At 70.0% G+C, this 11996-nt stretch carries 10 protein-coding genes; 2 read left to right on the forward strand and 8 right to left on the reverse strand.

Translation table 11 applies throughout. The features are described from left to right. Positions 1–11: 11 nt before the first annotated feature. The 3 genes from NDR87_RS31880 to NDR87_RS31890 all read right to left on the reverse strand — a co-directional run bounded on the left by NDR87_RS31880 (position 12) and on the right by NDR87_RS31890 (position 4145). The gene (locus NDR87_RS31880; RefSeq protein ID WP_251917553.1) at positions 12–2708 is read right to left on the reverse strand and encodes an MFS transporter; all 2697 of its coding nucleotides are present in this window, start codon (positions 2706–2708) and stop codon (positions 12–14) included. Beyond that, complete coding sequence (locus NDR87_RS31885) at positions 2705–3208, reverse strand: MarR family winged helix-turn-helix transcriptional regulator (RefSeq protein ID WP_251917554.1); 504 nt, start codon at positions 3206–3208, stop codon at positions 2705–2707. Before NDR87_RS31885 ends, NDR87_RS31880 begins: the two co-directional genes overlap by 4 nt. 97 nt (positions 3209–3305) lie before the next feature. Then, positions 3306–4145, reverse strand: a complete 840-nt coding sequence (locus NDR87_RS31890) for a DUF72 domain-containing protein (RefSeq protein ID WP_251917555.1) — start codon at positions 4143–4145, stop codon at positions 3306–3308. A 69-nt stretch (positions 4146–4214) separates the two neighbouring features. On the opposite strand from NDR87_RS31890, the gene NDR87_RS31895 reads away from it, so the two are divergent. Further along, entirely contained in the window at positions 4215–4517 is a 303-nt protein-coding gene (locus NDR87_RS31895) for a hypothetical protein (protein ID WP_251917556.1), read from the forward strand. Here the strand turns inward: NDR87_RS31895 and NDR87_RS31900 are convergent. Continuing rightward, on the reverse strand, positions 4505–6409 hold the full coding sequence (locus NDR87_RS31900) for a GAF domain-containing protein (protein ID WP_251917557.1): 1905 nt from the start codon (positions 6407–6409) through the stop codon (positions 4505–4507). The two genes, NDR87_RS31895 and NDR87_RS31900, sit on opposite strands and share 13 nt — an antisense overlap. 119 nt (positions 6410–6528) lie before the next feature. Between NDR87_RS31900 and NDR87_RS31905 the strand changes: the two genes are divergently transcribed. Continuing rightward, positions 6529–7824, forward strand: coding sequence for a tannase/feruloyl esterase family alpha/beta hydrolase (locus NDR87_RS31905; protein ID WP_251917558.1), 1296 nt, complete (start codon positions 6529–6531; stop codon positions 7822–7824). Between the two features lie 9 nt (positions 7825–7833). On the opposite strand, the gene NDR87_RS31910 is transcribed toward NDR87_RS31905, so the two are convergent. From NDR87_RS31910 to fabG, 4 genes are all read right to left on the reverse strand, one after another. Continuing rightward, on the reverse strand, positions 7834–9108 hold the full coding sequence (locus tag NDR87_RS31910) for a PHB depolymerase family esterase (protein WP_251917559.1): 1275 nt from the start codon (positions 9106–9108) through the stop codon (positions 7834–7836). 135 nt (positions 9109–9243) lie between these two features. Further along, positions 9244–9495, reverse strand: a complete 252-nt coding sequence (locus NDR87_RS31915) for a hypothetical protein (RefSeq protein WP_251917560.1) — start codon at positions 9493–9495, stop codon at positions 9244–9246. A 37-nt stretch (positions 9496–9532) separates the two neighbouring features. Further along, on the reverse strand, positions 9533–11044 hold the full coding sequence (locus tag NDR87_RS31920; protein ID WP_251917561.1) for a hypothetical protein: 1512 nt from the start codon (positions 11042–11044) through the stop codon (positions 9533–9535). Between the two features lie 134 nt (positions 11045–11178). After that, complete coding sequence (gene fabG, locus NDR87_RS31925) at positions 11179–11961, reverse strand: 3-oxoacyl-ACP reductase FabG (RefSeq protein ID WP_251917562.1); 783 nt, start codon at positions 11959–11961, stop codon at positions 11179–11181. Positions 11962–11996 lie beyond the last annotated feature (35 nt).

Below are 11996 nucleotides of genomic sequence, written 5' to 3' on the forward strand. Positions count from 1 at the left end.
CTTCCCGCCGTCTACGCCGATGTTTCCTCGTACCCCAGGCGTACGTCGTGGCCGACCTCGTTGCCCGCCACCGTGACCCGGCTGGTCACCGGTGGATAGCCGCGGGCCACCACGGTGTACTCGCCCTCGGGCAGATCGGCCACCACATAGTGGCCGCTGTCGTCGGTGCGAGCCGAGGCGATCAGCTCGCCGCGCTCGTCGAGCACCGTCACCTGCGCATCGGCCACCATTCGGCCGTCGGCCCACACCGATCCGCGCAGCACCGCCATCGGCGCGAGCTCGATGTCGTGGCGCAGCAGGCCGCTGTCGGGCACCGTCAACGTCGTTGCGCTGGGCCGCATGTGGTCGGCCACGGCCACCAGCGTGTAGGTGCCCGACACCACGCCCTGGCACAGGTACGCGCCGTCCTCGCCGGTGACCGCGGCCCCGACGACCTCACCGCGCGGATCGGTGAGGGTGACCGTCGCACCCCGCACCGGGTCTCCGCGCCGAGCCGTGCGCACCACGCCGGACAGCTCACCGGAGCCGAGCAGCGTGATATCCAGCGCCTGCGCCCGATCATCGATGCTCACGTTCACCGCGGCGGGCTGATGGCCGCCCGCCGACACGATCAGCACGTAGTGCCCCGCATCCGGCGCACCGATCCGATAGCCGCCGTCTCCGCCGCCGGTCACCCGCGAAACCTGATGCCCGCGTTGGTCGATCAGCGTCAGCGCGGCGCCGGGCACGGGACGGCCGTCCTCGCGGTGCACGCGCCCGCCCACGGAGTACGGGCCGCCGTCGGAGTGTGCGGACAGCTGCGCGACCGCACCGGAATGGGCCGCGCTGCCGTTGCTCGCGAGAGTGGCGGCCGGTGCCGCCGGTGCCGCGACCTCCGGCGCATACGACGTATACCTCTGCGAACCCGCCTGTGCCACAGCGAATTCCGGCTCCTCCGTCCGGCTCGCATTCGTCGCGGGGTCCACGATGCCGTTCGGGACCGCCGACCCGACCCCGGTGGGCGGCCCGCCCGCGCCGGGCGAGGCCGCCCGATGCCCGTTGGCCGACTCGTGCACCGCGCGCTGCTCATCCGAGATCTCCGGCACGGCGGCGAACTCGCCTTCGGCGGGGGTCAGCGGCGCGGCGGCCGAAGCGGCGCCATCCTGCAGCGGAATCTCCTTCATGAACAGCAGCACCAGCGTGGCCAGCAGCGCCACCGCGGCGGCCGCGTAGAACACCCCGTGCAGGGAGTTGGTGAAGCCGATCAGGATGGGCTCGCGGACCTGCGGGGGCAGTTCGGCCAGGCCGCTGGTGTTGCTCTGCAGCTGGTTGAGCTTGTCGGCGTCGAAGCCCGGCGGCAGCTGCCCGCCGAAGGCGTCGACGATGCGGTGCGGCAGCAGATTGAACAGAATGGTCAGGAACACCGCCACCCCCAGCGTGCCGCCCATCTGCCGGAAGAAGGTGGCCGACGCGGTCGACACACCCATATCCGCCCGCCCGGCGGAATTCTGGGCCGCGATGATCAGCGTCTGCATGCAGCCACCGAGACCGAAGCCGATGATGCCGCTGTAGAGCAGCGGCTGCCACAGGGGGCTGTCGAAATGCACCTGGGCATACAGCGCGGTCCCGCAGGCGGTGATGAAGGTGCCCAGCACCGGCAGGAATTTGTAGCGCCCGGTGAATCGCGTGATCTGCCCGGCGATCTGGGAACCGATCATGATGCCGACCACCATGGGCAGCATCAGCAGACCGGCCTTGGTCGGCGAGAAGCCGCGCACCACCTGCAAATACAGCGGAACCATCGAGATGCCGCCGAACATGGCCACACCGACGATGAGCCCGCCCACGATGGTGACGCTGAACGTCGAACTGCGGAACAACCGCAGCGGAATCAGCGCCGCGTCCTTCATCACGGACTCGACGAGGATGAACAGCAGCAGCCCGATCACGCCGACGGCGTAGCAGATCAGCGCCCTCCGCGAGTCCCAGCCCCAGCCGCGGCCCTGCTCGGCCACGATCAACAACGGCACGACGCAGATCGCCAGCGCGATCGCGCCGAGCCAGTCGACCCGATGGTTCTGCCGCTGGTGCGGGGTGTTGAGCACCCTCGCCACCACCGCGAGCGCGATGATGCCGATCGGCACGTTCACCAGGAACACCCAGCGCCAGCCGTCCAAACCCCAGAGCTCGTCGAAGCCGGAGAACCAGCCGCCCAGCACCGGCCCCAGCACGGTCGCGCTCCCGAATACGATCATGAAGTAGCCCTGGTAGCGCACCCGCTCGCGGGCCGGGACGATATCGCCGATGATGGTGAACGCCAGCGACATCAGCCCGCCCGCGCCCAGGCCCTGCAGCGCGCGGAATCCGGCCAGCTCGTACATCGTGGTGGCCGCGGTGCACGCGACCGAACCGACGACGAAGATGCCGATCGCGGTGAGATAGAACGGCTTTCGCCCGTAGATGTCGGCGAGTTTGCCGTACAGCGGCGTGCTGATGGTGGCGGTGATCAGGTAGGCCGTTGTAGCCCAGGCCTGTTGGTCGAAGCCGTGCAGGCTGTTGGCGATGCGCACGATCGCCACGCTCACGATGTTCTGATCGAGCGCGGCCAGGAACATGCCCAGTAGCAGGCCGGACAGCACGGTCAGGATCTGGCGGTGCGACAGTGACGCGCTCGCTCCCGCCTCCGGATCCGGCGGCGCGGCCGGGGTCCGGGTGGTCGAGTTGGTCATGGTGTAGGGCCCTGTTTCGGTTCGGCTATCGGTGGGCTTGCTTCGATACTGCTGTTGAGCCGGTCGAGCAGCGCGATGAGCGTGCCGCGGTCCCGCTCGGGCCAGTCGGCCAGGATGTCGGCCATCCAGAGATTGCGCAGCCGACGGTTTTCCTCGAATACCCGCAGTCCCTCGGGGGTGGCCGCGAGTACGGACGCGCGGCCGTCGATCGGATCGGTCCGGCGCTCGACCAGGCCGTGCGCCACCAGCGTTCGGGTCTGCCTGCTGATGGTCGAGATCTCGGCGTGCAGCAGCTCGGCGAGTTTGCCGGTGCGCTGTGGACCGTCGTGTACCAGGCAGAACAGCACGGCGTAGGCGAGCTTCTCCAGTCCGTCCGGACCGTGTTTGGCCAGTTGGGTCTTCGCCCGATTGATCGCGCGCACGAACCGGATCAGCTGTGCGCCGAGACGATCCGCATCGTCGAATGCGGTGCTGCTGCGGTTCAACTCGGCAGCGGTCATCGGAATCCCTTTTCCCACGAGGAGTTTGGTTAGCGCCTACAACTAGTTGCCATTGCCAACTATACGCACGGCCCGGGGCCCGCCCGCAAATCGTTTTTCAGAACAGCGTCATCGGTTCGCTCGCCACGGGTTCGGGCAGCGGCTCGAGCTCTGGCACCCGCGCCCGTACCTCGGCGTGGAAACGGCGTGCCAGCACCAGTGATTCGGCGTTGTCGGGCGTATGGATGAAGACGGTCGGCGAACGCCCCTCGCCCAGCCAGTCGACACATCGGTCGACCCAGCGCCGCCAGCCCGCGATGGTGGTCTCGGCATCGTCGCGGCCGATGTAGCGCACGATCGGCGCATCGGTCAGCGCCCGGGTGCGCAGCGCCACCCGCGGCTTGCGCGCCCACGCGTCCCGCTCGGTCGCACTGGTGGGCCGGGACGCGAACAGCGTTGTGGTGTCGAACGGCATCCACTCCGCACCGGTCCGGCCGAGCACGTACTCGAGCTGCCGGGCCGCGCGCTCGTCGTCGAAGAAGGCCGGATGACGGACCTCGACGGCGTAGCGGTGCCGCTGCGGCGCCTGCCGCAGAAATCGGGCCAGCGCACCGAGATCGGTGGGTGCGAAGGAGGCGGGCAGCTGAATCCACAGCGCGTGTGCGCGGGCGCCCAGCGGTTCCATCGCGTCCAGGAAGGCGTGCAATTCGGCATCGGTCTCGCGTAACCGTCGTTCGTGGGTGATGGTCTTCGGCAGCTTCACCACGAACCGGAAGTCCGCATCGGTCTGCTCGGCCCAGCCCGCTACGGTGCGCCGCGCCGGGGTGGCGTAGAAGGTGGTGTTGCCCTCCACCGCATTGCACCAGCGCGCGTACCCGCGCAGCCGCGCCCGCGCCTCCGGCTGCTTGTCCTGCCAGGCCGGATGCGTCCACTGGGCACAACCGACGTAGAGCCGCATGAATTCGACGGTACTAGCCCCCGGAGTCGGGGGCCTGCGGGGCAGGACGTTTCGGGTAACTTGGCTGCGATGAGTACATCGAACAGCGGTGCGAACTGGCGGCGTGGCCTGGGCGGTCTGGCCCTCGGCGGGGCGGTGATCGCGAGTGCGCTGATCACGACGGCCGTTCCGGCGGCGGCCGATCCCGGCCTGCCGCTCACCCGGGAGGCCGAGACGGCCCAGGTGGCCGACGACGGGTGCACCTTCTCCTCGGTCGGCGGCTCGTGCAGCGATCCGGGGCCGGTGGGTCACGCGGTCATCGCGTTCCGAAGTTGGCTGGTGAGCTTGGGTTACGGCACCGGTAGCTCCTCGCTGTCGGCTCAGTTCTTCTGACGGTTCCGCTCGCCCAGGGCGGCGGCCGCGCGCAGCCGGTGCAGGCGTAGGGCCAGTTGGATGTCCAGCGCCCGCTCCGGCGCCTGCCAGTCCGCGCCGAGCAGGGCGGCGACGCGATCGAGGCGCTGGGTAACCGTATTGACATGGATGTGCAGGCGTTCGGCGCTGTCGGTGCGGCTGCATCCGGTGGCGAAGTAGGTTGCCACGGTCGCGAGCAGCGGTGTGCCGCGCCGGTTTTCGTAGTCGACCAGCGGTCCGAGCGTGCGGTCGAGGAAGGCGAGCACGTCCTGACCGTCGCCGACGAGCAGGCCCACCACCCCCAGATCGGCCGCCCCGGCCGCCGCGCCCGGGCGGCCGAGTGCGTGCAGCACCCGCACACAGCGCTGCGCCTCGGCGTAGGCGGCGGCCAATCCGGTACCCGGCGCGGCCGGACCCGCGCCACCGGCGGTGACCGGAACGCCGAGCGCCCGCCCCAGTTCGGTGGCGACCGATCGCGCCGCGGCCGTGGGATCCGCGCCGGGCAGCAGCAGCACGGCATGATCGCCGCGAGCGACGGCCAGACCGTGCCGGGCCGAGGCGTATGTGGCGGCATGGCCCGCTGCCCGACGCCTTCCGCCGTGTTCGGCGACCACCAGGACGTAGGGGCGGTCCACCTCGAGTTCGAGGGCCGCCGCGCGCGCCCGCAGGGCCTGCTCGTCGAGGCGGCCCGCGAGCAGATCGTCGAGCAGTTCGCCGCGCACCCGGCCCTCGGCCTCGGCGATGCTGCGGCGGAACAGCAACAGCATGGCGGTGGTCTGGGCGGCGCGTTCCAGGATGCGCCGATCCGGTGCGGACAACTCGCCGGGCCGCAGCAGCACCAGGGTGCACAGCGGTTCGCCGCCCGCGCCGCCGGACGCGGCCCACATCTCCCGCGATCGCGCGGTGCGCCCGAGTCGCCTTGCCGCGCGCACGATTTCGGCCAGCGCGGCCGCGTCCGCGAGCCGATCGCCGGCTGTCCCACCCACCTCGGCGAGCAGCCGCCCGTCGGCGTCGAGGACCCGCAGCGCGCCGCCGAGTATGTCGGCGGCCACCGCGGCGATATCGGCAACTCCCCCGCCGCTCACCACCAAATCGGTCATCCGATCGTGCGCCTCGGCGGCCCGCTCGACCGTCGAATTGTGGACGCGCAGCGCCTCGTTGGCCGAGCCGACCTCCGCCAGCGCCGCTCGAATCTCACCGAGCAGCCGGGCCGAATCCAGGGCGATGGCGGCATGGGCGGCCAGTGAGCTCAGCAGTGCCATCTCCTCCGGCGTGTAGGGTCGCGCGCTGCGATGCGAGGCGAACAGCACGCCGATCACCCGCTCGCCGAGCTTCATCGGCACACCCGAGATCGCCACGATCCCCTCGTCGCGCACCGCCTCGTCGATCGCGGCCGTATGCCGGAAACGCCGGTCGTCGAAGTAGTCCGCGGACCAGTAGGGCATCCCGGTCTGGGCGACCAGCCCACCCAGACCCGCGCCGCGCGGCAGGCGACAGGCCCGGAAGATTCGCGACGCCGAGCCGTCGGTGACGCGGACGTAGGTGTCGCCGCGTTCCGGATCGGGCAGCGAGATATAGGCGACGTCGGCGCGCAGCAGCCGCCGGGCCCGATGCACGATCGCCTGCAGCACCGCGTCGACGTCGCGCAGTCCGGCCAGATCGCTCGCGGTGTCGAACAGCGCGGCCAGCTCCGCCTCCTTGCGCGCCCGCCGCTCCAGCAGCGCCCGCACCCGCAGTGCCGCGAGCTTGGCCTCCTCGAGCGTCGCGAGTTCGTCCGCCGACGCCCCGGCGGCCCGCGCGGCCAGCAGCGGCGCCTCGAATTCCACCGCGGAGGCTTCCCGCTCGAGCAATCCCAGGAAGACCTCCACACCCATGCCCTCATTGTGAAACGGCCTGTCCGCCAACGGCATGTGAATCGTCGACATCCGGACGGCGGTGAATACGTGCCGCGCGCACATAGGGCGGCGGGCAGCCGATTCGTAGCGTCGTCGTCGTGAGAATCGCAACCATCGCCCTGGTCTGCGCATGGGTGGGCACGGCACCGGCGCACGCGTCCGCCCTCGAGGCGCCCTGCGCCGCCCCGCCGGTTCCGGGCGCACAACTGCAACTGACCGCCTGCCTGGACGACCTCACCACCGCCGGTACCGTCTCCTCCGGCCATACGAATCCCGCGCACTGGGCGGGCCTGACATCCGCGGGTGCGCACACTCCCCGCGGCGTGCCGGGCAGGCAGATCGACGGCTACTTTCCCGACGACTCCACCACCAATACCGAGCACGGTTGGAATCACGACAGCCAGTTCGTCGTTCGGCTGCCCGACCGCTGGAACGGCGGCCTGGTCGTGGCGGGCACGCCCGGCAATCGCCGCCAGTACGCCAATGACATCACCATCTCCGATTGGGTGCTGGCCAGCGGCTATGCCTATGCCGCGACCGACAAGGGCAATACCGGATCCGACTTCCACCGCGACGGCGTCCGGCCGGGTGATGCCGTTGCGGAATGGCATTCGCGGGTCACCCAGCTCACCGTCGCCGCCGCGGCCACCGTCACCGCCAGCTACGGCCGCCCGCCCGCGCACACCTATCTGGCCGGGGTCTCCAACGGGGGCTACCTGGTGCGCTGGCAACTGGAGAACATGCCGTGGCTCTACGACGGTGGCGTCGACTGGGAGGGCACGCTGTGGACCGCGGACGGACCCAACCCGCTGACCTTCCTGCCGCCCGCGATCCGTAATTTTCCCCGCGCCGCAACCGATCCCGCCGCATTTGACGCGATGCTGGCCGCCGGATTCGCCCCGGGCTCGGAGCCGCTGTGGGACTATCACGATCGGACGTACTGGGGGTCGACCCAGCGCATCCACCGTCAGGAGTTCGATCCCGAATACACCGGGGACGAGGCCGAATACGACTACTCCGCCCGTCCCCGCGCGGTGCGCGAGGCGGTCCGGCGCATCGCGCTGACCGGACGAATCGAGCGGCCGCTCATCACGATTCACGGCACGCTGGACGCACTACTGCCGATCGGGCCGGGCTCCGATACCTACGGCCGCATGATCGGTGCGCAGGGCCGTGCGGGTCTGCACCGGTACTACCGCATCGCGGACGGAAACCACGTGGACGGCCTCTACGACACCCATCCCGGGCTGCTGCGGCCGATGCTGCCCTGTTTCCGCAGCGCCTTCGCCGCGCTCGAAATCTGGTCCACCGCTGGGCAATCGCCGCCGCCGAGTGTGGATGTGCCACGGCCCGGCGGCGGCGATATCGTCGGCAGCTGTGCGCTGGGCGGCTGAGCCGTCCGGTCAGCACTGGCCGTCGGCCAGGACCCAGTGGTTCTCGCCGGTGCGCTTCAGGCTGTGGACGACGAACGTGTTCCACAGGCCCATGGCGTCATTGGAGCCGTTGGCGAAGGTGTAGCCGCCCGAGTGGTACGCGCGGCCGGCCACGGTGTGGTCGTAGTTGGATGCCTTCACGCACACCGGGGTTGGCGGTGTGGTCGTGGTCGTGGTGGTGGGCGTGACGGTGGTGGTCGTCGGCGGGGCGGTCGTGGTCGTCGGCGGCTTGTCGGAGCTCAGCGCGCGCACCATGCCCATGATCGCCTTCACCTGCGGCCCAGCGTGTTCGGCGTAGCTGGTGCCGGTGTAACCCCACCAGTCCCAGCACCCGTTCGGATTGCCCAGGCTCGGCGCGGGGATCGCCTGCGGGTAGAGCACGACGATGTCGTTGGTGTCGGCGTACTCGTTGAGGTAGGCGTCGCGCATGAAGGTCTCGCCGAATCCGTTGTAGCCGTAGCCCTGTTTGCAGCCGTGCAGCGCGACCAGCAGCGTGCACGCCCGACCCGCCGCGCAGCCGGAGGGAACGTAGACGAATCCGTTGGCGTCCATACCGATCGACGCGGCCGCACCACCGGCGTAGACGTTCTGATCGAATCGAATCAGTTTGCCGCCCGTCGAGCCGGCCGCGGGTTGTACGCCGCCGAGCAGGTGCGCGAGCAGATCGCGCTCGGGATCGTTGCGGCAGTTGTTGATGAACGGCGAGGCGGTGCTCGAGCAGGCGACCGATCCCAGCGGGCTCACCCAGCCATGCCCGGCCGCGGTGGCGTTGTCGTAGACCACCTTCGCGCCGAACTCGCGATAGTACGCCGCCAGATCGTCGTTGACCGCCGCCACCACGGTGTTGTCGCTGGTGCCGTGATAGAGGTACACCTTCGAATCCCGCAGCCCCGCAACCGGATCCACCGTGCCGCGGGCGGCCCGATCCCGGGTCTCCTGGACGAGCCGCGCGGGCGTGCGGCGCGGCTGATAGGTCTGCATGCACGCGAATTGCGCGGTGCTCACGCTGCCCTGCGCGCAGTTGTAGGGCCCGGCGGTGAAGATCGCGGCGCCCTTGACCGTGCCCGAATGGGCGACGTGCAGCTGATTGGCCAGATAGCCGCCCGAGGAGACCCCGGAGACGTAGACGGCCTTGATGTCGAACCCGGTCAGCGACCCGGATACCGGTTGCGGAACGGCGGCGAAAGCGGCACCGGCCATGAGGATGGACCCGATCACCGCCGTGGCCAACAGAAGTCGTTTCATCGATCGACCCTTCGCTGGGTGTATTGCGAGGTGCCAGATACTCCCGTACCGGCTGTGATCCGGGCCACGGCCGCGCGCACCACATCTGGCCGTCCCGATATGGCCGCTACACCCACAGGGATCGTGCGACGACCGTCAGGCCCCCAGCAGGCGCAGCTCGGTGTTCAGCGAGGCGGCCTCGTGCGACAGGGCCGCCTCGTCGGGCTGGTCGCCGACGCGGGCGGCCAGATCGCCGCGGGTGATGACGACCAGGGTGTCCAGATCGTCCTCGCTTCCGGGTTCGATGCGCAACCGCCCCTCGGTCAGGACGAGTCGGGTGTGCGGGCTGCCCGCCTCGAGCAGCTGCCGCAGGTTCTCCGGCGTGATCTTCGTCTTGTCGGCAGTCATGCCCTGCGGGTGCCCGGCCGATCGCGCGGAAAACAATCTATTCGCTGGCGCCCCGGCGTCGGAAGAACAGGATCTGGTCGCCGTAGTCGGCCAGCGGCCGGGTCTGACCGGCCTGACGGATACCGCTCGCGGGCAGGTTGGTGAGCTTGGCGAACATGGCGGTATTGCCGAACGCCGCGCGGACCTGGGTCTCGGAGGCGTAGTCGGCCCCGTACTCGGCGAGCTGTGCGAAATCCAACGGCGCCAACGGTTTGTCCAACGGGGGCTGACCGGCGGGGCGGCCCAGGGCGGCGTACTGGGTGGCGGCCCCGTCGGCGTACCAGCACAATTCGTAGGCCAGATTCTCGGTGGTGCTCACCGCGATCACCGACCAGTCCTGCGAAAGCCGCAGCGCCAGCGGATGTTTGCCGACCGGGGCGAGCTCCCAGTTCAGGCTCTTGACCGAGATCCAGTGCCCGCCGGAGCGCTCGATCAGCACCACGTCGTCGCCGAGCCGTTCGGTCAGATTGAGCTCCGGTTCGGGCATCGCCGCCTGGGTCTTGTGCACACCGTGGAAGAAGCCGCTGCCGACCGGGCGCACATCGTCGGCCGAATACGCGGCGACCACGGCCGCGCGCACCTGGGCCAGCGCGTCGGGGGCGGTGCAGCGGACCGCCAGCGCGCCGAACGAATGCGCGATCTCCACCGGCTTGGACGGCAGATCCGGCAGCGCACCGGCGGCCAGCGGTTTGAGACCCACCAGCCCGAGCTTCCAGTTGATCTCCTCGATGGTGCTCAGATCGCCGTTGGTCTGATAGAGGATCTGCTGCTGGGTGAGCCGGGCCGCGCGATCGAGGGTGGGACAGTCCAGTTTGCGCAGGGCGGCATGGGTCTTGCTGGTGAACTCCAGCTCCTCGATGGGCGTGTCGCGCAGGCGCGTCGTCATCGCGGGCGTGGTCCAGGCGGAGTAGCGCTCGCGATACATGGCCAGCGCCTGCTTGCGCTGCCGCCCGATCATCAGCGTGCGCAACAGCATGTTCAGACTGGCCAGAAAGCGGCCCGCGGTGTCCGGATCCGCGGCGAACAGGCCCGCCCGGATACGCACGGCCTCCGAACTCGCCGCGACCGCGGCGCCCGGATCGAGTCGGCACAGCCAGACGCCACACTTGGACAGCCCGTCCGCGCACACACCCGCCGCCTGCGGATACTGCTGGGCCACCTGGTGATACGCATCGCAGGCCTGCCGTATGGTCGCGGTCGCCAGCTCGCGATGGCCGATGGTGCGCGCGGCCTGCTCGAACACCCGCAGCGCCTCCTGCACCAGCCCGGCGAACTGCGCGCTGACATGTCCCGCGGTGAGCCAGCGCAGCCGGATGAGCACGGCCTCCTGTGCCGGTTCCAGCGCGGCCGGGGAGCGATCGCGTTCGGAGCCATCCTGTTTGGTGGCGATGAACGCCTTGGCCAGCTCGCACAGCGAGGTGGCGAGCCGTAGCTCGGCCTCGTCCGTCCGCTCCTGGGCGGCGATTCGTCTCTCGTCGGCCACCCGCTGCTCGATGGCGCTCAACTCCATCGCGATCTCAACTCCCGCATCACCTTCCACACACGGTCGTCGAGCGGCCGCATCGTGCGTCCGCAGTCTGCCACAGATTCGCGCCGGGCACCCGTTCGATGACGCGGACACCGTCGGACAGCCGCGCCGCCCGGCTAGTGCGGGGGCCGCACCGCGTCGAAGGATTCGGGCAGCGTTTGCCCGCCGTCGACGGCGATCGCCTGTCCGGTGAGGTAACCGGCCTCGGCGCTGGCCAGGAAGGCGGCCAGGTGGCCGATATCGGCGGGCCTGCCGAGGGTTCCGGCGGGGATGGCCGCGGCCATCCCGGACAGGTACTGCTCCCCCATCGCCGCCAGACCCTCGGTCAGGATGTTGCCCGGCAGGATGGCGTTCACGGTGATTCCGCGCGGGGCCAATTCGATTGCCGCGGTTCGCATGAAGCCCAGCTGCGCCGCCTTGGACGCCCCGTAGTGCGACCAGCCGGGATAGCCGGTGATCGGTCCGGTGATGGAGGAGGTCAGCACCACCCGACCCGCGCCCGAGGCGGTCAGCGCGTCCAGGCAGGCCTGCACGGCGAAGATCGTGCCCGCGAGATTCACCTCGAGCACCGCGGCCAGCTCCGCGGCGGTCATGGTGGCCAGCGCGGCCTGCGGCATGATTCCGGCATTGGCGCACAGCACATCGATGCCGCCGAATTCGGTGAGCACTGTGGCGCTCATCTCACGACAGGATTCGGGATCGGCGACGTCCGCGCGGACGCCCAGGGTGCGGCCCGGCCCCGCGGCGGCCAGCGCGTCGGCCGCCTTCGTCACCTCCTCGGCCGTGCGGGCCACCACCGCCACCTGCGCCCCGGCCCGGGCGAAGACCTCGGCGATGCCGTAGCCGATTCCCTTCGTTCCGCCGGTCACCACGACCTTTTTCCCGCTCAGATCGAACATTTCCAGCTCCTATTCGGGACCTGCATCACATTCTT

It is taken from the genome of Nocardia sp. CDC159 (genome assembly GCF_023740735.1).
Taxonomy (GTDB): Bacteria; Actinomycetota; Actinomycetes; order Mycobacteriales; family Mycobacteriaceae; genus Nocardia; species Nocardia pulmonis.